We start from the raw sequence: 21,413 nt of genomic DNA on the forward strand, positions 1-21,413 counted from the left end.
GCTTACTCGACTATTTCAACTTGTGTCTGACGTTTTTTAGAGAACAACATCCCGAAAAGGAAGGTCATGAAAATAACTCCCATAACAGTAATGACAATGCAGCGAAGGATATAATCAGAGTCCATGGCAAAAATCACATCTTTGCGGAACCAGTTTTGGAAAGGTAGACCAAACCCTAGGAGAACAGTGAAGAATAGGAGTTTAGTCCAAATGCTTTTCCCCTTCATTTTTTTGATAGCACTATTCACTAATAAACGCAGTAAAGCTAGCCCTAATCCTACACAAAAGAATATCATTAGATAAGATACTATGTCGTCGTTGGTAATTACGGCTGCAAGGATCAATCCAATAGCTATAATTAATGAACCAAACATAAAAATATATTTTTTATTCATTTTACATTCTCCTTTACTTAATTACTGAACAATGTGTTGTCTATTTGCTTTATTATCATATAAAAACAGGATAATGAAAGCAATCGACAGATTTTTAGAAACTGTTCAGTGGTTAGTAGGAAGACCTTCGTATAGATGTATGGATGTTGGTTTTGGAAGTTGGGGTAACAAAAAAAGAGAGCTTTGACGGTAGTCATTGCTCTCTTTATAATTTATTTTTTATAATCTACAACGATGTAAGGCTGTAATTGGAATGGCTTCGGCGCAATATTACGATCATTCCATTGTCCAAACCATCTTTCTAAAGGATAGAAGTAATATCCATCCTGCCAATGGTCTGATGTATCATACGGGTCAGCAAAGATGAGCATGTCATCACCAATACCAGGTGTACCATTATTATCATAGCCAATGATTGCTTGCCAATGTCCGTCCCAATCTGCCCACTCAACCATAATTGGACGGTCGTTGGAAAGGTGGCTAGTTAACCACTTAACAAAGTAGCTATCCTTTGCATCTGTAACCCAAGCTTCGGTTGTATCGCTGTTTTCAGAAGCATATAAGCTATTCCACGTGAAGGTAGCAGGTAGGTTTCCTACATTGTTTCCAGTTGCTCCATCTGTTTCTTGAATAATATCCTCTGTTGAATAATTCACTCTATAGCTTGTCTCAACAACTTCAAAGCCTTCTAAACTAGTAAAGAAGTTGTGAAGCTGGCTAACGTCAGTTCCATATTCAGGGAAGTTATTTGCTGAACCAGGTTTAGCCCCCGGAGTGTCTAAGTCGGTCATTGCTTTCATCTGCTCTGCAATATCCATCTCCGTCATTTCCGTATATCCAAAATGATTAGCAACCATTAAAGCTGTTGCTGGTCCACAAGACCATTCCGTTGTTTGCTGCATCGTTTGAAAATTTTCGATTAGAAGTAATTGATCATCTGATTTCATGTTATAAAAATCAGGAGCTTTGAAGTAACGAGACTCTGCATTGTCGCCTGCTTCTGCATATGCATCAGCACCGCCCATTTCATCATAGTCTTCGCCTTTAATCATTGTTGGTTTAACTGCCACAGTAGTTTCGGCTGACGCTTTTGTGTCTACTTCCTTGTTAACCTCCGCTTGTAAATCTGTGTTCTCTGAGCACGCAGATAATAATAGCATTGCGGATGCTAAAACTGCTGTAAGGGTTCTTTTCATTTATCCCCATCCTTTTCATATTTTTTTGAAACACAAGAATTTATTATATAGAAAGTAGGACACAATTCAATAGATAAATTTATATTATTTTTTTACTTTATTTTGAAGTAGCTTATTAAAATAAACATGGAGAAAAATTAGTTTATATATATATTTACTTCCATTAATTAGATATGATTAAGAGAAAAAGCGTATAAAAGAGGTGTAAAGGAATGCCTAAACATATTTTATTAGTGGAAGACGATGAATCTATTTGTGAGATGGTAGAAAAGTATTTAAGAAGTGAAGGTTTTCTAATTACTACCGTAAATAACGGAGAAGCTGCAATTCAACAAAATGTGGTGTCAGCCTATGACTTAGTTATCTTAGATATTATGATGCCAAAATTAGATGGCTTGGAAGTGCTGAGAATTATTCGTGAGAAAAGCGCTGTACCTATACTAATCATGTCAGCAAAGGATAGCGATGTGGACAAAGCATTAGGACTGGGATTAGGGGCAGATGATTATCTTGCCAAGCCTTTTTCGTTACTCGAGCTTTCTGCCAGAGTTAAGGCTGCTATAAGAAGAGCCACAAAATATTCAAAGGAGCTAAATGTAAGCGAGGATGTCCTTATAATAGGAGATTTAAAAATAGATGTTAAGAATTTTACTGTTACTAAAGGAAATGAAAATTTAAAACTAACTGCAAAAGAGTTTGCTATCTTAAAGTTATTTGCTGCCAATCAAAACCGTGTATTTACTAAACAACAAATTTATCAGCTAGTTTGGAACGATGAATACTATGGGGATGAAAATATTATTAATGTGCATATGAGAAGGCTTCGGGAGAAAATTGAAGTAGAACCATCTAACCCAAGGTATATAAAGACTTTGTGGGGGATTGGCTATAAGTTGGAAGGTTTCTGATATGGTGCTTATTTTATCTATCCTAATTGCATTGTTAATTGGTTTCATTTTTTTTCAATACAAAGAAAAAAGAAACCTTACCTCTAACATTGCCTATGCACACCAAAAGCTTCAAATGATTGTTCAAGAAAACACTATAGAGAAAGTCTTGGCACATACAGAACATCAAGAGCTCATGCAATTGTTAAATATGATTAATGAGCTATTAGTCGAAAAACAAAAGGTTCTAGTAACCCATACAAGGTTAGAAGAGTCCATGAGGAAGATGCTCTCAAATGTATCCCATGATTTAAAAACACCGTTAACAGTGATTCTTGGATATATTGAAATGCTAGAAATTGACCACTCCTTGAATGAGGAGGAAAGAAGACAATTACTTTTTAAACTACATACTAAAACAAATGAAGTACTTAAAATTATTCATACATTTTTTGATTTAGCTAAAATAGAAGCGGGCGACCAGCACTACCCACTATCTAAGGTAAACATAAACGAAATATGTCGTAAGAACATTCTAACCTTCTACGATATGGTAACAGCGATGAATATGGATATTAAAATTGATATTCCAGAAGCCCCACTTTATGCATTTGGTAATGAAGAGGCAATTGATAGGGCTTTGAACAATCTTTTATCTAATGCTCTAACATACGGTGCTGAAGGCAAGATAATTGGATTAGCTTTGAGAAATGACGAAGCTTACATCTACATTGATATTTGGGATAAAGGAAAAGGAATTGATGAATACCATGTGGATCGGGTCTTTGAAAGAACATACACCATGGAGGATTCTAGAAACAAATCCTTCCAAGGCAGTGGTCTTGGCCTAACGATCACAAAGCGACTTCTGGAAATAATGGGAGGTTCTATTCAGCTCTCAAGTATTCCTTATGAAAAGACTGTCTTTACAGCTACCTTGAAACGAATAACATATTAAAAAAGCTAGAAGAACTTAAGAAATTCGTAAGATTGTATTAATAAAAAAGAGAGGTTCATTTCCTATACTAAGGATAGTAAGAAATAGGGAGAGGGTTCTAATGTCGTATATATTGAAAACCAATCATTTGACGAAAGTATTCGAAGGAAGGGAAGTTGTATCATCTGTTAACATGCATGTGCAAAAGGGAGAGATTTATGGATTTTTAGGTCCTAATGGTGCTGGTAAAACAACTGTCATGAAAATGATTACTAATCTTATAAAGCCAACAAATGGGGAAATAGAGATTTTTGGTGAAAAGCTAACAGATCGGTCATTTGAGGTACTTAAAAGAATCGGATCAATAATTGAGTACCCTATATTTTATGAGAAACTAACTGCTAGAGAAACACTGGATCTTCATTGTGAGTACATGGGCTTTTACGACAAGAAGGAAATAGAGAAAGTATTAGAAATGGTGAATCTTCATACAGGAGGTAAACGAGTAAAGGAGTTTTCCCTTGGAATGAAGCAACGTTTAGGAATTGCGCGTGCCATCATCACAAAGCCAGAATTGCTTATTTTAGATGAACCAATAAACGGATTAGATCCCATTGGCATTAAAGAAATGCGAGAATTATTTGGAATGCTTTGTAAGGAATATGGAATTACGATTCTCGTCTCTAGTCATATATTAGGTGAAATAGAACAATTAGCAGATACAATTGGTGTTATTAATAATGGAAAGCTAATAAAAGAAATCTCTATGAATCAGTTAGCTCAAAGTCAATCTGACTATATAGAATTGGTCGTTCAGGATGGAAAAAAAGCCGCTTTTCTATTGAGCGACAAATTACAGCTAGTTAACTTTAAAATGGTTGATGATCATTGTATTCGAATATATGAATCGTCAGTCTCCCAACAAATGATTTCCAAAGTATTGTACGAACATGATATAGAAATTGAGGCCATTAGTAAAAAAACGAGCTCTTTGGAGGATTATTTCATGAAGCTTATTAATGGAGGTGTAGTAAGTGTTTAAACTGATGAAGCTAGAAATGAAAAAGTTTAAGTTGTCTTCCTATTCACGCAACGCGATAATTGCTAATTTTGTTATTCTCGGTTTTATGTTTCTTATTTCCTTTATATCTAAAATGGAGGGAGATACTGACTTTGTGAATTATCAAGAGGCTATAGGAGTTATCGAATCCTTTGTCCGAGCGACCTTTATCATCTTTGCCTCCACTCTAATAGCTAAGCTAATAATAGGAGAATTCAAAAAGAAAACGATTACTACTTTATTTATGTATCCAATAAGCAGAAAGAAACTTATAGCAGCAAAGCTGACAATTATAATTATTTTTACCTTTACATGGATTATTATTTCTAATGTTTTTATTACAACTGTCTACTACTATCTAACCGTAAACTATCAGCTAATTCCAGGTTCGTTAACAGCTGACTTTTTGCAAGAACATAGTGTGAGTGTATTGATGAATGCAATTTCTGCCTCATGTATGGCACTAATTCCGCTTTACTTTGGAATGAAGAAATATTCAATTCCCACTACTATTATCACTTCGATTTTGATAGTAATGATTGTTTCCAACAATAATGGTAGCTTTTCATTAAACGATATAATTATAATTCCGTTATCGTTGGCAGTGATTGGCCTAACCGTTGCGTATCTTGCTATTCGAAATATTGATAGGCTGGATATAAGAGTATAAGTAAAGCTTGAGGAGTATAGTTCAAAACCAAGTCAGGGGGCTCCAAACATGAAAATCAAGCGAAGTGAGATACTCACTAACGATGACATTTGGAATGCAGTTTTAGCCGCCTATGGAAACTACTCTTTTCCGACAGAAAATGAAAAAATGAATGATTTCTATATTTTATTTAATTATTTTTGTGAGATGGAAAGCGGTGGACATGAAAGCTTACTCAATTGGTTTTCACAGCCAATCAAACAGATGGGTACTCACGAATACTTAAGACGACTGGCTATAATGTTGGAGCAGATTGGTGCTAATGATTACGCTGAGATTGAGAAGGCTTATTTGAAAGAAATGGTGAATATTTTTGAGGTAATAGAAAGCCGTGGATTTGAAGGTCCTAATTATGAAAGTCTAGAAGCAGATTTCATAAAAATAATTGAAAAAGCCGATAAGGAATATAGAAATTTAGATGAGCAGATAAATGCTCAAATATACAAATATGCCTTGATTATATATAAAGAGGTACTTGAGCTAGATAATTGATGGAAAAAGGATGGTGTGACATTGTCACAACCATCCTTTTTAATTTCTTGAAACATTGAGAATATGGAGACAAAAGTCTAAATCTGCTTGTAAATGCTTCTCCATCAACTCTTTTGCTTGTTCGGTATCCTGCTGGGAAATAGCCTTGTAAATTTCCTCATGCTCATCTATCAGTTGTGGTCGCTTATATAATACTACAGTTTTTCGGAACAAATAAATAATAGATTTCATCCGATCAATTGTTTCAATCATATGAGAATTACCACTAGAATTAACAATAATTTGGTGAAAGAGTTCATTTGCCTCCATAATTTCTTCGGGAGTTCCTTCCCTACCAACCTTAATACAGTTTGCTAAAGTCTCCAAATCTTGCTCTGGTAAATAGGTAGCTGCTGTCTTTGCAGCAAAGCCCTCTAATAGAATCCTCATTTGAAAAAGGTTCCGTAGGTCCTTTTCGGAAGGTTGAACGACTTTTTTGTTTACGATGAGGCCTTCGTTCGTTAGCTGACGAAGAGCCTCGCGAATAGGAGTGCGACTAAAGCCTGTTTCCGTAGCAAGTTTTTCTTCAACTACTTTTGTGCCTCCAGTAATTTCTCCATTTAAAATCCGATCTCTTATTTCCTCGTATGCTTGCTGGGAAGCTGTCCGACTATTTGAATGTAACATTCCCATTTAATTCACTCCTAAAGTCCATTAATTCTCTACCATAAACTTAACAAAAATAAAGAAAGAAAGATAGTTTAGAAAAAATCTTGATTTTTAATGGATACAAATGTGTCTAAAATGTATACAAAAATGAAAAAAGAGTATACAATAGCTTTATTGAAATAACCTGCAAGCGGTTTCAATTATAAAAACTTAATAATTATTACAAAAACACTAGGAGGAAATATATATTATGGCTAAAAAAGTTGGCTTTATCGGATTAGGAATTATGGGAAAACCAATGGCGATAAATTTATTGTCTAAAGGTTTTGAAGTAATGGTAAATGATTTAAATAAAGAAGCAGTGCAGGCATTAATTGATGCCGGGGCAACTGCGGGAGATTCAGCAAAGGTCATTGGGGAAAACAGTGAAGTGATTATTACAATGCTTCCTGCATCTCATCACGTACAGCAAGTAGTGCTAGGAGAAAATGGAGTACTTAGTGGAGCTAAAGAAGGCTCTGTAATTATAGATATGAGTTCTATTTCTCCTGTAGTTTCTAAAGAAATTGCGGAGAAGGCGAGAAAACAAGGTGTAGAAATGTTAGATGCGCCCGTAAGCGGAGGAGAGCCAAAAGCAATCGACGGTACACTTGCAATCATGGTTGGTGGGAAAGAAGAAGCTTTTGATCAAGTGAAGGACGTTTTATATGCAATGGGAGCTGAAATTACTTTAGTTGGTGGGAATGGTAGTGGTACTACTGCAAAATTAGCAAACCAAGTTATTGTGAACTTAAACATTGCAGCAATGTCCGAGGCATTAGTGCTAGCTGCTAAAGCAGGAATCGATGTAGAAAAAATGTACCAAGCAATCCGTGGTGGATTAGCGGGAAGTGCAGTGCTAGATGCAAAGGTTCCATTAATTCTAGACCGTAACTTTGTTGCTGGAGGAAGAATTGACATTAATCTTAAGGATATGACAAATGTGATGGAAACAGCGCACGAAATTGGTGTTCCTCTTCCATTGTCAAGTCAGCTAGTCGAAATTTTCCATGCTTTAAAAGTAGATGGAAAAGCAGCAGATGACCATGGTGGAATTGTTCAGTATTACGAAAAACTTGCGAATGTTGAAGTAGGGAGAGCGTAATGATGATAAACAGTAAAGAAGCACGCAATGCACAAGAGGTATTAGCATCTATTCCTTCAGTAGATACAAAATTAGTTCAACAAATGCTGAAAGATGAATTACGTGATTTAAATAAAAAAATTATCGTTTTAGATGATGATCCAACCGGTGTTCAAACCGTACACGGAATTTCTGTTTATACAGATTGGTCTTTAGAAAGTATTGAGATGGGCTTCAAGGAAGACAATACAATGTTCTTTCTATTAACCAATTCTCGAGGCTTTACTGCGGCAGAAACGGAACAAGCTCATATAGAGATTGCTGAAAATATTGTAAAGGTAGCCAATAAAGTAAACAAAGATTTTATTGTTATTAGTCGAGGAGATTCCACTCTAAGAGGTCATTATCCACTTGAAACGGAAGTATTAAAAAATACGGTTGAACAGAATTCAAATGTTCAATATGACGGTGAGGTAATCCTTCCTTTCTTTAAGGAGGGCGGTCGTTTCACAATAGACAATATTCACTATGTGCAATATGACGAACAATTGATTCCTGCGGGAGAGACAGAGTTCGCAAAAGATAGAACCTTCGGATATAAAAAATCACATTTAGGTGAATGGGTAGAAGAAAAAACGGAAGGTAAGTATACTGCTGAAAATACAACTTATATTTCATTAACTAGCTTACGAGAATTGAATGTAGAAGGTATTACAAATCAACTGTTACAAGTTAAAAATTTCGATAAGGTAGTCGTGAATGCAGTAGATTACGTAGATGTAGAGATTTTTGTTATAGCCCTAGTGAAGGCCATGAAGGCTGGAAAGCAATTTATGTTTAGAAGTGCAGCAGCGCTCACAAAGGTTATTGGAGGAGTTAGCGATAAATCACTTTTAACAAGAGAAGAATTGATTAAGGAAGAAACAAATCATGGCGGGTTAATTTTAGTGGGATCTCATGTGAAAAAAACTACCGAGCAATTAGAAGTGTTGAAAACAAACGAATCTATTGAATTTATCGAGTTTGATTGTCATTTAGTTTTAGAGGCAAATAAATTCCAACAAGAAATTGATCGTGTGATTGAAACAACCGAAAGCCTTATTAAAGAAGGTAAGACAGTCACAGTTTATACAAGACGGGAACGACTAGATTTAGGCGAAGGTAAAAAGGAAGAAGAGCTAAAACTTTCTGTTCAAATTTCAGATGCAGTTACTAGCATTGTTCAACGTCTAAGTATTCGCCCGAACTTCATAATCGCTAAAGGCGGTATTACTTCGAGTGATATTGGTACAAGAGGTTTAGAAGTAAAAAGAGCTACAGTAGCTGGGCAAATCAAGCCAGGTATTCCAGTGTGGCTCACTGGTGAAGAAAGTAAATTTCCAGGAATAGCTTACGTTATTTTCCCAGGAAATGTGGGAGCGGTAACAACGCTAAAAGAGACAGTAGACATGTTGAATAGATAAGGGGAGATTCTAAAGATGATAGTGGATACAAAAAAAATACTAACGGATGCTCAGCGCAATCAATATGCTGTTGCTGCCTTTAATGTATATAGCTTAGAAACAGTCCAAGCAGCGATCAAGGTAGCAGAACAAGAAAATCAGCCTGTCATCATTGCATTAGGAGAAAGATACTTCCCGACAGTTGATGTAGAGGGATTTGCAGCAATGGTTAAAGCGATGGCTGAAAAAGCAACAGTGCCGGTTGCTTTACATCTAGACCATGCCTATGAAAAAGAATCTATTATCCGCGCTATTAGATGTGGTTTCACTTCAGTAATGTTTGATGGTTCTGCACATCCATTCGAGGAAAATGTCCGCCTGACGAAGGAAATAGTTGAAATTGCGCATATGGCAGGTGTATCTGTAGAGGCAGAAATAGGATCTTTAGCCAAAGGAGAATTTTCTGATGAGGAAGAGGGAACGGGAACTTTAACCGATCCAAAGGCTGCCAAAGCGTTTGTGGAAGCTACCGGAGTAGATTTCCTAGCTGCAGCGATTGGTACGGTGCATGGTATGTATAAGGGAGAGCCAAAGATCGATTTACCCTTACTAAAGAGAATCCAGCAAGCAGTAGATCTTCCTTTAGTATTACATGGGGGCTCTGGTACTCCAGAGGCTGTAGTAAAAGAAGCAGTCCAACTTGGTATATGTAAAGTAAACGTCAATACTGAAGTATCGATGGCTGCCGTTTCATTTATGCAAGACTACTTAGCTCCTAAAAATATGGTTCATCTATCAACTGTTATGTCTGAAATGCAACAAGCAATGGAACCAGTAATGACGAAATTTGTTCGTCTATTTGCAAATAAATAAGTTTGTAAACTTCATAAGTAGTACTTTACCTATTTCTAAAATTTTATCTTAATTAAGTTAACCTGAGTACTTTACTGATAAAAAATGACTATTTAACACATGGTTGATTGTAGCGGCAGGCGGCGACTCCGGCGGGATGAGTGAGACAGATGAGACATCACACCCGACGCGTAAGCGACGGTGATGGCTTATCGCTCACCCCGTGGAAAGCGTCCGCTTAGAGCGAAAATCAATTATACTTTATGATTAAAAAGTATGTATTTCTATTTTATATTTCCGTATTATCTTTTTATATAATTCTGACTTTTAAAATTGATTCAAATAAATAGAATTTAAATAACATTTATAGAAATGAGGATTACAATGCCAATAGTATCTATTTGTATAGGGGTTGCCCTATTACTTTTATTAATGATTGTATTCAAGTTGAACGCTTTTATCTCATTGATTTTAGTTGCTTTAGTCGTTGGGATATTAGAAGGTATGACCCCTTTAGAAGCTATGACATCTGTTCAAGGCGGGCTAGGGGGAACACTCGGAAGTCTGACTATGATTATTGTATTTGGAGCAATACTTGGTAAGCTAATGACGGATTCAGGTGGTGCTCAGAAAATAGCCAATACCCTGATAAACTCTTTTGGTAAAAAGAGAGTCCAGCTAGCTGCGGTACTTACAGCTTCTGTAGTGGGAATTGCGTTGTTTTTTGAAACAGGAGTAGTAGTACTGATTCCTTTAGTATTTACAATTGCAACTGCCGCTGGAGTACCAGTCTTATACATTGGTATGCCGGTTATAGCCGCACTAATTACTATGCATGGCTTCGTACCACCACATCCTGGACCAACTGCTGTGGCAAGTGTGTTTGATGCCAATATAGGTAAAACAATGCTATATGGAATTTTAATTGCGATTCCAGCGATTATTCTAGCAGGTCCTTTATACACAAAGTTATTTAAAAAGGATTTTTTAGAGGTAGAGATTCCAAAGGGTTTATTTAATCCTAAAGAGTTCACGGAAGAAGAGATGCCAGGATTTGTTACAAGTATTATTACTTCTCTTATGCCGGTTATTTTAATAGGCTCTCAGGTAGTGGTTGAAATTATTGCACCTGACTCAGCTGTTATGCCGTTCTTTGATTTTATCGGTAATGCAAACGTGGCATTGCTATTGTCAGTAATTTTTGCATTCTTTACATTTGGTATAAACAGAGGCAAAAAGATGAAGGATATAATGCAATCTGTTTCTGATGCAGTTGGTGGGATTGCTATGATTCTTCTAATTATTGCTGCAGGCGGTGCGTTCAAGCAAGTGCTGATTGATAGTCAAATTGATGTGTATATCTCAGATATAATGGCTGGTTCTACTCTTTCACCATTGTTAATGACGTGGTTAATTGCTGCTATCTTAAGGATTTCAGTTGGATCTGCTACAGTTGCTGGTATGACTGCTGCTGGTATAGCAGCGCCTTTAGTTGGTATTACTGGTGTAAGTCCAGAGCTTATGGTATTAGCAGCAGGTGCTGGTAGTGTAACTTTCTCTCATGTAAATGATGCAGGGTTCTGGATTTATAAAGAATACTTTAACCTGTCTATCGGGAAAACGATTAAAACATGGTCTGTAATGGTAACGATTATCTCCTTAGTTGGATTAGCAGGAGTTTTAATATTAAATATGTTTGTTTAAGCATGTTAAAGGTTCTTAAAAAAGTGAAGACAAGCCGATTTTGGCTTGTCTTCACTTTTCTTATTTTATAACCATGAATCGCATTAATTAATAACAGAAGTAATGATATACCCAGTATGATTGTCTCCAGAAATATTAACTTGATCAGTATTTGGTATGTGAGCAACCTCCATGTTTTCAACATACTGGACATAATAAGTAATACCTTTTATTTGTTTTTTATAATGTCGCTTTTCTTTTAAAAATAACAAATATTCCTCCAACGCAAAATTCTTTTTCTCCATCATGACACTATGAGGCAGACCAACATAGCGGAAATGCCAAGGCTCAAAAGCAATGCCCGTAACGTCTACTTTGTTTTTGGGGTAACGTAATATAAAGCCGTAATCAGCAGCATTCTTTGCCAGCCATTCACCTTCTAGCGTTTTCTCCATCGTACCTTGAGTGGATCCAATATCTAAGGAAAGGCCACTTTGATGTTCGCTATATCCAGTAGGAAGTGCATAACTAGCACCATTTTCCTCATAAAGTTGCTGTTGTAGATTTCCGCTACGGTAGGCACTATTGATTTTAAAGTGATGAATACCATCATTAGCAGCTTGTTCAAACATTTTCTGTAAAGGTTCAATGACTTTCTTTTCAAGCAGGTACTCTGAATCTACGACGACATTACTCGCTAGGTTTGATGGGATAACAGCTAAGTTAGTTGGGTCTTGCTGTAGTTTTGTTTCTTTATTGACTAAGATTAGCTCTCCGTTATGGACAGATTCATTATGTAACGGGATTTCCTGCTCTAGAGCTGGAGAATTCTTTAAAAAGAATGGAAAACCAATAATTATCAATACAATGGCCACTAATATTTTTTTCATGTAAACTCTCTCCTTTTCTAATAGTTCCTAGCTTAAGGAAGAGAGTTTAAATAGAAAGTGGGTAAAAGCTTAAATATTTCTTAAATCGAGAGGAAGCGTTACCTCAAAATGAATTCTCTGCTCTCCATTCCAAACATGGATGGACCCATGATGTTTTTCCACTATTGTTTTGGCTATATACAAACCTAGCCCCGTTTGCTTTTTTTGTAAACTTCTCGATTGATCTACTGTATAAAACATATCAAAAAGGTGAGGTAGGTCATCCTCAGAAATTGGTCTACCGTGGTTACTGAGGCGAATCTCGATTGTCTTGCTAGTTTTTTTGGCTATGATTTGTATAGGCTCTGTCAAGTCACCGTACCGTAGGGCATTACTTAATAAATTTTCAAAAACACGTGCTAGTTCCTTTCCATTCCCCATAGTGAATAGATTCGGTTCAATGCTTTCTTCGATTTTGGCATCCCTCTCATCAATGAGGGGATACATTTCATTAATCAATTGAAGAAGTAATTGTTGTATATTAATAGTCGTTTGTTCCGTTGTGTTTAAAGTTAAAGATAAATCTAATTTAGAAATATCAAATAATGTTTCAATGAGCTCCTCTAAATATTGTGATTTATTATAGGCAATTTTTGTGTATTCTTCTATTTGTGCAGGCGTTAAGTTGAGTTGATTTTGCAATAAGTTTAAATAACCAATGACAGAGGTTAATGGTGTCCGTAAATCATGCGCTAAATTGGCAATCAATGTTTCTTTACTACTCTGAGACAATGCTTGTGATTCAATTGCTTGCTTCAATCGGGTACTTGCCTCATTAATATCTTTCGCAATGTATTGGAATTCATCATTGGAGGAAATTTGTGTTTTGTAGGAAAAGTCACCATCTGCTAAATGACGGATGCCTTCAGAAATCTCCTTAAAATATTTTGTGTACGTTCTTGTTAACAAATAGAAAATGATAATGGCCAACGGTATATAAATGACCATGAATACATAGACATCGCCGATTTGTCGCATCAATTGACGGTAATACATATAGGTGTCACCGTAATAAACATTTTTTCGGTAATAAAGCTGCAATAGCTTATAAATGGAAAATGTAATAAATGCTGCAATGAGTAAGCTTTTTATAAACAAATAAATAATGCGCATGCGGAAGCTGTGTATAAATTTATTCATTGATTTTATAGCCTACTCCCCAAACCGTTTCGATGATTTTTTTAGCTTTGTTCGAATCATTTAATTTTTTTCGTAACGTGCGAATATGAACCATGACGGTATTAGCTCCTTCAAAATATTGCTCCTTCCAAACCTTTTCAAAGATTTGCTCAGAACTAAATACTTGGTTAGGGGAGCTTGCTAACAATAATAAAATATCAAATTCCTTAGGGGTTAAATCAACTTTTTCATCATTTACCGTGATGGTTCTTTCACTTGCTTTGATAATGAGATTTTGAAGTTGAATAATATCCTTCGTGTTTGTCTGTTCCGTTTGACTCCACTGAAAGGCTCTTCTTAATTGTGCTTTAACCCGAGCGACTAACTCTAAAGGATTAAAGGGCTTTGTCATATAATCATCTGCGCCGATGACAAGCCCGCTAATTTTATCGAAGTCTGATTGCTTGGCGCTTAAAAAAATGATTGGTGTTTGATGTGTTTGGCGTATTTGTGTAAGCACCTCATGACCATTTAAATGAGGCATCATAATATCTAAAATGACGAGATCAATAGGATTATTCTTAAATATTTCAAGACCTTCAAGGCCATTATGTGCCTGTAAGGTTTTGAATCCTTCGTTTTGCAAATGAATCGAAACAAGTTGGGCAATTTCTGTTTCGTCATCGATAATTAGTATTGTTCTTGTTTTCAAGGTGAAAATGCCTCCATTTCAATATTAATTGTTATAAATATAGGTCAATCTTAGCAAATATAATTATTATAGACGATAAATCTTAAATTTTTCTGAAGTAAAGAGCTTAACATTTATTAGAAGAATTTGTTGCATCAAGCTGTACAGAGTGAGACAGATGAGCCATCACAACCCCACGGAACGCGTCCGGTTAAAATAGAAATCAACCATTTTTTTGTAAACTATTCCTGCAAGAACTTGACTTGTTTTTTTAAAGTAAAATAGTTATTTATTCGATCCATACGATATACTTACAAGTATGAAATTGGTTAGGTTGGTGAAGAGAATGCAAAGATACATAGGAGAAATATTGTTGATTGTTACCGCTATTATTTGGGGGAGCGGATTTGTAGCAAGTGCGGTATCGTTGGAGCACTATACACCCTATCAAATATTGGCCGTGCGTTTTTTAATGGGCGCATTATTATTAAGCGTTTTGTTTTTTAAAAAGTTCAAAAGACTTACAAAGCGTTCTTTGTTAAGCGGAATAGTGCTGGGGGTATTTTTGTATGTTGCATTTGCTTTACAGACGGTGGGGCTTCAATTTACAACTCCGTCCAAAAATGCATTTTTAACCGCTGTAAATGTTGTAATTGTACCTTTTATCGGTTTTTTAATATACAAGCGGAAAATCGATATGTATGAACTAACAGGGGCAATATTAGCAATAGCTGGTGTTGCAGTTCTATCTTTAAAATTGTCTGCCGAGATTAATGTGGGAGATTTGCTAACGCTAGGCTGTGCAGTTGCCTTTGCATTTCATATTTTTTACACTGCTATCTTCGTTCAGAAAGAGGATCCAGTTGTATTAACGATAGTACAAATGGGTACATCGGCTTTAATTGCTTGGATTATTGTATTCTTTAGGGGAGAGACGACTTTTTCTGTTGAAACAGAGGGAGCTCTTTATTTGTTATACTTAGGTGTTTTTTCAACAACGATTGCTTATTTAATGCAGACGGTTGCTCAAAAGTACATAACAGAAACAAAAGCGGCTATTATATTATCAACGGAATCATTCTGGGGTATGGTATTCTCGGTCATCATATTAAGTGAAATATTAACAGTTAAAATGCTTGTGGGAGCGATACTAATACTATTAGCTATTGTTATTTCAGAAACAAAGTTTAACTTATTGAAAAAAAGGCGAACCTCCATATAAGGAACATTTTCAATCTATCTAATAACAGCAAATCATTAAAGTTTAGTAAGAATTTGTGTTATGATATGGATTGATTTTGTTAGGAGGTATTTTGTTTTATGGATTGGTCTATCTTTATCACGTATATTTTTTGGAAGAACCTTAGTATATCTATTGGTATACTATTAGTATTTCTTATTTTGAGGAAAATTTTCTCGAAATATGTATTTAACCTGTTAATCAGGCTAAGCGATAAAACTCCGACCGATACATTGACTAATCTTTTTCGTTCTTTTGAAAAACCTATTCAGTGGATGTTTATTACAGTCGGTATTTATGTAGCAGCTAGCTTCTTTCCACACTTTGATGAAACTAATAAATTCTTCCTGGTGCTTATAAGAGTTTCCTATATTATTCTTATAAGCTGGGGATTGTATAATATGTCATCTGATTCTTCTACTTTCTTCACTAAAATGAGAAATAGATATAACCTCGATATCGATGATATACTCATTCCTTTTCTTTCAAAGGCTTTACGAGTTATTATTGTTGTCATTAGTTTTAGTGTTGTTGCTGAGGAATTTGGTTATAACGTAAGTGGATTTGTAGCAGGACTAGGTTTAGGAGGAGTAGCTATTGCCTTTGCTGCAAAGGATGCTCTTTCTCATCTATTAGGTGGTTTTGTTATTATCACGGAAAAGCCCTTCAGAATAGGGGATTGGATTTTAACTCCTGATGTTGAGGGAACAGTGGAGGATATAACTTTCCGAAGCACAAGAATACGGACCTTTGCACAAGCAGTAGTCACGTTGCCGAATGCGACTATTGCAAATGGTCCTATTACAAACTGGAGTAAAATGGGTAAAAGACAAATTAATTTTAACCTACGAGTATCTCAAGAGACGCCTAAGGAAAAATTAGAGTTAATAGTAAAAGAAATTGAAAAGCTAGTAAGTAAGCATTCAGGAGTTCACCCAGAAACGATTTTCGTAAAATTTGATGCATTTAAAGAAAATGGGTATGATATTTTCTTATATTTCTTTACTAATACAACTGTTTGGGCTGAGTTTTTAAAGGTAAAAGAAGATATTAACTTTAGTATCATGGAAATTTTAGAACGCGAAGGAGTTTCCATTGCCCTTCAAAGTCGAAAAGTTTATGTGGATTCGGAATTAGTTCAGAATGAAACGATGAAAACAGAGGAATAATACATCCGCCAGAGACTATCTCTTGGCGGTTTTTTCTTTATATAATTTTTAATTTTTTGGAATATAGAATAGGTGCATATCCTACCGTCGATGTGTCAATCAAGGCAATTTCTTTTATAAAACCATAAATGGATGTTTGGTTATATGAGCAATGATGCATGGCCTCTAATAGTTTTTCCTTAGTCAAACGATTAGCAATTGTACAATGGGGAATCCAACGACCTGGATTGTATAACGAGTCTTCTTCTTCTTGAATTTTTTTGAAATGTTCGTGATAGTCCATATGAAAATCCATTAATTCTTTAGTAACTAGGGGAGAATAAAAAAGTGCTCCAGAATTAATAAATGACCCAATCGTTTCAAAAGAAATAGTTAATGAAACCTTCTCTTGCAAATATCGATCCATTTCTTTTATATATTGTTCAACATTTAAATTTTTATAGCTGGCAATAGTTATATGTGGTTTTCGGTCTTTGACTTCAGATGCATAGGAAGAGATGTTTTGATCTTTCAAATCATTCCATACCTCAATAATCTGTTGTTCGGTTTCTTCATCAAATAAAGCAATTATTCCATACATAATACACACACCTTTTTATTAGTTTACGCTCATTTCTTAAACGTTCTACTTCTTTTTCTAAATTGTCCAGTCGTTTATGTATTCTATAAAATATTGGTAAGTATACCAATGCCATTATTACCAACAAGCCCAAACCTGTCACTCCTCTCATATAGAGAATTTATTTGCCCAATTATATCATATAGATACTTACTGAAAATCCAAAAGATGTAAAAATTTTAGAGCCAATGAAAAACATTCAAAATCATAATTTCCCTCGTATTCGATGAATTGTATAAACAGATAGTTATTGCGAAAGATAAGAACGAATCATAGCAATTAATGAGAGGAGTGTTTTTATGGAGAGTATTCGCGAGGGATTAATCCCCACAGTATTAGGGACAGCAGTAACTACAACTGGAGTAGCGTTGAGGAACAATAGAAGCATCTCACCATTAATAACGAGTTCAATTATAGGTTTTGGCCTGGCACATATAGTGTTAGGAGCAATCGATTTATTTGAACACCGTCGCTAAGATTCAAATGGAGGAATTCGTTTTTCCTTTCTTATTACCTAGCTTCACATACACAAAATGAAGGAGGTGTTGGTCCATGTCAGTAATATCCCGAATTGCTTTAGCATTAGTCATTATTGGTGCATTAAACTGGGGTTTAATCGGATTCTTTGAGTTTGATTTAGTAGCATCTATCTTCGGTGGACAAACTTCTGCGTTTGCTCGAGTAGTGTACGCACTTGTTGGCTTGAGCGGAATAGCATGTATACCACTTCTGTTTGCACAAGAGGACGAACAAAAAAGTACGAGTTCTTCTAAAGACGGTAATCGTCAAGCATACAGAAATCTAAGCTATGATACGGAATTTGCAGAAGAAGAGGAAATTATTGTTGCAGCAGATCCACAAACTAAAGCTTCGACTGGTAATTCAACAACAAACCCTCAAACGAATTATTATAAAAAAACTTCTAAGAAAAAGAAGAAATAATTCTGTATGAGAACTAGGAAAACTGACGAACGTTTTAACGTTCGTCAGTTTTTTTATATGCAAACAAAAGGATAATAGGAGCAAATAGCGAATATTAAAAGAAAGTAATTTGGCTTATATGGAGGAAAAAGATGAATATTGAGTCATTGAAGATAAATAAAGAAAGCTGGGAAAAATCAGCAAAACGTTTTTATGGAAGAAACCCTCTTCCAGAGTATGGACCAATGGCCCCGCGTGAGGAGCAAATGAATCTTTTTGGAAAAGTAGCAAATCTCAAAGTATTGGATATTGGCTGTGGAAGTGGCCATTCCTTGCTGTATATGGGAGAGAGAGGCGCTGGAGAGCTTTGGGGTATAGATCTATCGGAAAACCAGATTAACGCTGCAAAAACATTGTTAAAGAAACAAGGATTTTTAGTGAGATTATTCCAGTCACCAATGGAAACGAATCCTGGATTGCCACTAAACTATTTTGATGTAGTATATTCTATTTTTGCAATTGGTTGGACTACAGACTTAGATCAAACGTTAGAGAATGTCCATTCCTATTTAAAACCAGGAGGTATTTTTGTTTTTAGCTGGGAGCATCCTTTACATAGTAGAGTGAAACATGAAGAAGGAAGCTTTATTTTCAACAAATCCTATCAAGAGGAAGGTCCGTATGACCATGAATTTTGGGATACTCAAGCAATCATGCAACAATTTAAAGTTAGTACATATATCAATAAGCTTATAAACGCTGGTTTTAAAATCGAAGAAGTTATAGAAGAGGTGTATTCGGAGGAGGAAGATTTACAACGCCATGTGAATAGATGGTACTCATTTGAAAAAGCACAGCTTATACCGACTACTCTCATTATTAAATGTAGTAAATTACAATTCGATGAAGAACTTGAAAAGTAGTAAGTTTAATATATAGAAAGATAGTCTTTCATTCTCAACCTTCTATTATTTATTAATTGAAGCGACAGGCGACTCCAATGTGATGAGTGAGACAGATAAGACATCACCATACAACGCGTATAGCTCCGGTGATGACTTATCGCTCTTCCAGTGAAAGTGTCCGTATATAGTAGTGGAAATTAAGCATGTCTTGTCCCGTCAATGGGAGCGTGCGCTTTTAACTATTTCCAAATAATTTTATATTTGATTGTCAGAAAGGGAACTGAAAAGATTCGCATCTGATGTCTTGCAGTTAGTAAATCACTCTTTTCTTCTAAAAGAAATTGTTCCTCCAGAGGAAGCTTAAAGACATTATTGCCAAAGGCGAGGTAAATTCCAGCATCAGAGGTTGATGCTCTCTTACTAGTTAACAGCAGCTTCCCGTTCTTTTCATGTAATTCCAATATGCCAATCATAGTCGACCAAGGGAGTGGTAAAGCAATATTCATATAGCTTTTGTCGCCTTTTTGGTGTAAGGAATATAAAGCGACAAAGATGACATCCTGCTCAACTTTGCGAATCCAAGCTCTCGTCTTCATTCGACCATCTTCTATAGCTACAATGTTACCTGTCATTTCCATTTGTTTAGAGGAAATCGGTAGATTCAGCTGTTGCATTTTTTTACTAAAGATTTTGTAAATAACTGCAAAAGGCTTAAACCATGTATGCCAACTGACTTCAGAAAACAAACGATAGCGCTGAGTGTTTTCATAAAAGTCGATAATCCTTGAAGGTAGTGCTTTACTGTCCACATATACATTCATATCATCTACTAGGCCACTATAGCTGGAGTTTCCTTTATGGTTGGATAGTATTTTTTCTCCGACATTCCATTTCCCCCTGATATTGCTTACTGGAAAGCTCCAGCCTAAATATCTGGTAGGAGGAGACCAAATAGACCATCCGACGACTCCAATCGCGGCAAAGACCACACAGTTGAAGAATCCGTGAAACTTCAACATGAAGTCAATCGTGACTCCAAATAACCCAAAGGCATTTCCCATTGTATAGAGAAGAGAAAAAATAATAGTAATTCCTAAAGCTCCGAATGATGTCACGACACAACGTTTCTGTAAGCTATTTTTATATGTTGCCTTTAAGGACAAAATTATGAATCCGTAAATTCCAATGATATAAAGAATGACAGAGACAAATTCTATTAAGGTGGAAAAAGTAATGCCAATCGCCACTACCATCGGTGATATTAAAATAATCGTAGTGAGTAGTTTATAGCCAATTGGTTTATATATTCTTCCTAAAAACCCGATGAAAATTGGCAAAAGAAAGGAGGAATAATGAAAGTGGATGCCTGTCAGCCAAGTCAAAATTGGTGAAAATCCTGTATCTAACTCGACTATAGAGGCAAAAAACCAAAGGCCTCCGATAAATAAATACATGAACCCCATATCAATAGCAAACTCTTCTAAGTGGGAAAATCCTCTTTGAACAAAGCGTTTAAATCCATAGGTAGCTACTACAAGAGTAAAAAGTAAATATATAAATGCTAGTAGAATATCAAACTTTGTTTCACCTGTCATTTGTAACAAAGAAACTGCAATAATAGCAGGTATGACTAAAAAATAAATTCTCTGCTCTGTTCTTAAAACTAATCTCAATACAAGTGGTACAAACAAAATTTGTGCCACGGTCAACATTAGAAAATACCATGGAGTTACACTAAAGGTGGCGACAAATAGGAATAAAAATGTATGTAGAATGGCCATCCATTTATAGGTCATCTGCCTGAAACACTCCTTCATACTCAAACAATGTGCCTAGGATAGGATTGGTAATTAAAACATGGATGGAAAACGCATTTAGTTTTTCTAGATAGTTTTCTATCACAAGAACATTCCCTTTTAATAGTTTAGGTAAAGAGACTTCTAGTTTTCCAATAACCAGGCGCTGTTTCCTAGATTCTATTTGCATACTTCCTTCCTCTGTTACAAGGAAAAAAAGTTCAGAGTAGAACAAGCTAGGCTCGCCTAGATAATCCTTTACAAGTCCATTTGGATCTAGGCTCATCAATGCATTAAAATATCTTGTTTTTTTCGGGAAAAAAAATGTTCTTTCCCAGACGACCTGTTGCTCTCCATTTGGACCAATTTGACCTTTGTTTACAATTCGAAATGGTATGTTTTTTCCTTGCTCGGGAAATAAAAACTTCCAGCGAGTAGCTAAAAGAAAGAAGGGGGATAGCCATCTAGGCCCACCCTTTATCTTCGTCATCACTCCTGTAGCCTTAAAGGTTGTATGGGGTGAAATAGTATATCGACTTTTAAGCATAGGATGGAGTCTATGAAATTGTTCTCCTAGCATTTCTTTGTAGATGGACATAT

At 35.7% G+C, this 21,413-nt stretch carries 23 protein-coding genes; 14 read left to right on the forward strand and 9 right to left on the reverse strand.

Translation table 11 applies throughout. From position 1 onward, the window contains the following. Positions 1 to 2 precede the first annotated feature (2 nt). On the reverse strand, positions 3 to 395 hold the full coding sequence (locus tag H9650_RS15950) for an MFS transporter permease (protein ID WP_191697617.1): 393 nt from the start codon (positions 393 to 395) through the stop codon (positions 3 to 5). A gap of 212 nt (positions 396 to 607) precedes the next feature. Continuing rightward, positions 608 to 1,591, reverse strand: a complete 984-nt coding sequence (locus tag H9650_RS15955; protein ID WP_191697618.1) for a papain-like cysteine protease family protein — start codon at positions 1,589 to 1,591, stop codon at positions 608 to 610. 212 nt (positions 1,592 to 1,803) lie between these two features. On the opposite strand from H9650_RS15955, the gene H9650_RS15960 reads away from it, so the two are divergent. The 5 genes from H9650_RS15960 (at position 1,804) to H9650_RS15980 (ending at position 5,676) form a co-directional block, all read left to right on the forward strand. Continuing rightward, positions 1,804 to 2,499, forward strand: a complete 696-nt coding sequence (locus H9650_RS15960; RefSeq protein WP_191697619.1) for a response regulator transcription factor — start codon at positions 1,804 to 1,806, stop codon at positions 2,497 to 2,499. A gap of 1 nt (position 2,500) precedes the next feature. Further along, a complete protein-coding gene (locus H9650_RS15965) occupies positions 2,501 to 3,436 on the forward strand; it encodes a sensor histidine kinase (RefSeq protein ID WP_191697620.1) in 936 nt (311 codons plus the stop codon). Between the two features lie 100 nt (positions 3,437 to 3,536). Further along, a complete protein-coding gene (locus tag H9650_RS15970; protein ID WP_191697621.1) occupies positions 3,537 to 4,457 on the forward strand; it encodes an ABC transporter ATP-binding protein in 921 nt (306 codons plus the stop codon). After that, on the forward strand, positions 4,450 to 5,145 hold the full coding sequence (locus H9650_RS15975) for an ABC transporter permease (protein ID WP_191697622.1): 696 nt from the start codon (positions 4,450 to 4,452) through the stop codon (positions 5,143 to 5,145). The genes H9650_RS15970 and H9650_RS15975 overlap by 8 nt, the downstream gene beginning before the upstream one ends. Before the next feature lie 48 nt (positions 5,146 to 5,193). Beyond that, on the forward strand, positions 5,194 to 5,676 hold the full coding sequence (locus H9650_RS15980) for a DMP19 family protein (RefSeq protein WP_144539053.1): 483 nt from the start codon (positions 5,194 to 5,196) through the stop codon (positions 5,674 to 5,676). Positions 5,677 to 5,715: 39 nt separating this feature from the next. Here H9650_RS15980 and H9650_RS15985 read toward each other — a convergent pair whose 3' ends face one another. After that, a complete protein-coding gene (locus tag H9650_RS15985; RefSeq protein ID WP_370455706.1) occupies positions 5,716 to 6,348 on the reverse strand; it encodes a GntR family transcriptional regulator in 633 nt (210 codons plus the stop codon). 226 nt (positions 6,349 to 6,574) lie between these two features. Between H9650_RS15985 and garR the strand changes: the two genes are divergently transcribed. From garR to H9650_RS16005, 4 genes are all read left to right on the forward strand, one after another. Continuing rightward, on the forward strand, positions 6,575 to 7,468 hold the full coding sequence (gene garR / locus H9650_RS15990; RefSeq protein WP_191697623.1) for a 2-hydroxy-3-oxopropionate reductase: 894 nt from the start codon (positions 6,575 to 6,577) through the stop codon (positions 7,466 to 7,468). 2 nt (positions 7,469 to 7,470) lie between these two features. Beyond that, positions 7,471 to 8,910: a four-carbon acid sugar kinase family protein gene (locus H9650_RS15995; RefSeq protein WP_191697624.1), complete on the forward strand. Its 1,440-nt coding sequence runs from the start codon at positions 7,471 to 7,473 to the stop codon at positions 8,908 to 8,910. 15 nt (positions 8,911 to 8,925) lie between these two features. Then, positions 8,926 to 9,762 carry a class II fructose-bisphosphate aldolase gene (locus tag H9650_RS16000; protein ID WP_144539047.1) on the forward strand — a complete coding sequence of 279 codons (837 nt, stop codon included), beginning with the start codon at positions 8,926 to 8,928 and terminating at the stop codon, positions 9,760 to 9,762. Between the two features lie 363 nt (positions 9,763 to 10,125). Continuing rightward, on the forward strand, positions 10,126 to 11,445 hold the full coding sequence (locus tag H9650_RS16005; protein ID WP_144539045.1) for a gluconate:H+ symporter: 1,320 nt from the start codon (positions 10,126 to 10,128) through the stop codon (positions 11,443 to 11,445). 83 nt (positions 11,446 to 11,528) lie between these two features. Here H9650_RS16005 and H9650_RS16010 read toward each other — a convergent pair whose 3' ends face one another. The 3 genes from H9650_RS16010 to H9650_RS16020 form a co-directional block, all read right to left on the reverse strand. Next, entirely contained in the window at positions 11,529 to 12,314 is a 786-nt protein-coding gene (locus H9650_RS16010; RefSeq protein WP_144539043.1) for a M15 family metallopeptidase, read from the reverse strand. A gap of 69 nt (positions 12,315 to 12,383) precedes the next feature. Continuing rightward, positions 12,384 to 13,493, reverse strand: coding sequence for a HAMP domain-containing sensor histidine kinase (locus tag H9650_RS16015; protein ID WP_144539041.1), 1,110 nt, complete (start codon positions 13,491 to 13,493; stop codon positions 12,384 to 12,386). Then, a complete protein-coding gene (locus H9650_RS16020; RefSeq protein ID WP_144539039.1) occupies positions 13,486 to 14,184 on the reverse strand; it encodes a response regulator transcription factor in 699 nt (232 codons plus the stop codon). The genes H9650_RS16015 and H9650_RS16020 overlap by 8 nt, the downstream gene beginning before the upstream one ends. Positions 14,185 to 14,509: 325 nt before the next feature. Between H9650_RS16020 and H9650_RS16025 the strand changes: the two genes are divergently transcribed. Then, positions 14,510 to 15,385 (forward strand): DMT family transporter, encoded by an 876-nt coding sequence (locus H9650_RS16025; RefSeq protein ID WP_144539181.1) that lies wholly within the window; start codon positions 14,510 to 14,512, stop codon positions 15,383 to 15,385. Positions 15,386 to 15,483: 98 nt separating this feature from the next. Further along, positions 15,484 to 16,572, forward strand: coding sequence for a mechanosensitive ion channel family protein (locus H9650_RS16030; protein ID WP_144539037.1), 1,089 nt, complete (start codon positions 15,484 to 15,486; stop codon positions 16,570 to 16,572). A 37-nt stretch (positions 16,573 to 16,609) separates the two neighbouring features. Here H9650_RS16030 and H9650_RS16035 read toward each other — a convergent pair whose 3' ends face one another. Continuing rightward, on the reverse strand, positions 16,610 to 17,152 hold the full coding sequence (locus tag H9650_RS16035) for a 2'-5' RNA ligase family protein (RefSeq protein WP_144539035.1): 543 nt from the start codon (positions 17,150 to 17,152) through the stop codon (positions 16,610 to 16,612). Between the two features lie 338 nt (positions 17,153 to 17,490). On the opposite strand from H9650_RS16035, the gene H9650_RS16040 reads away from it, so the two are divergent. From H9650_RS16040 to H9650_RS16050, 3 genes are all read left to right on the forward strand, one after another. Further along, a complete protein-coding gene (locus H9650_RS16040) occupies positions 17,491 to 17,667 on the forward strand; it encodes an asparagine synthase (RefSeq protein ID WP_191697625.1) in 177 nt (58 codons plus the stop codon). Between the two features lie 76 nt (positions 17,668 to 17,743). Further along, on the forward strand, positions 17,744 to 18,133 hold the full coding sequence (locus H9650_RS16045) for a DUF378 domain-containing protein (RefSeq protein WP_144539031.1): 390 nt from the start codon (positions 17,744 to 17,746) through the stop codon (positions 18,131 to 18,133). 131 nt (positions 18,134 to 18,264) lie between these two features. Further along, positions 18,265 to 19,035, forward strand: a complete 771-nt coding sequence (locus tag H9650_RS16050) for a class I SAM-dependent methyltransferase (protein WP_191697626.1) — start codon at positions 18,265 to 18,267, stop codon at positions 19,033 to 19,035. A 221-nt stretch (positions 19,036 to 19,256) separates the two neighbouring features. Here the strand turns inward: H9650_RS16050 and H9650_RS16055 are convergent, their stop codons facing one another. Both H9650_RS16055 and H9650_RS16060 read right to left on the reverse strand, forming a co-directional pair. After that, positions 19,257 to 20,813, reverse strand: coding sequence for a YndJ family protein (locus tag H9650_RS16055; RefSeq protein ID WP_186318192.1), 1,557 nt, complete (start codon positions 20,811 to 20,813; stop codon positions 19,257 to 19,259). Further along, positions 20,803 to 21,411, reverse strand: coding sequence for a DUF4166 domain-containing protein (locus H9650_RS16060; RefSeq protein ID WP_144539025.1), 609 nt, complete (start codon positions 21,409 to 21,411; stop codon positions 20,803 to 20,805). The genes H9650_RS16055 and H9650_RS16060 overlap by 11 nt, the downstream gene beginning before the upstream one ends. Between the last annotated feature and the right edge of the window lie 2 nt (positions 21,412 to 21,413).

This window comes from Psychrobacillus faecigallinarum (assembly GCF_014836595.1).
GTDB classification, from domain to species: domain Bacteria; phylum Bacillota; class Bacilli; order Bacillales_A; family Planococcaceae; genus Psychrobacillus; species Psychrobacillus faecigallinarum.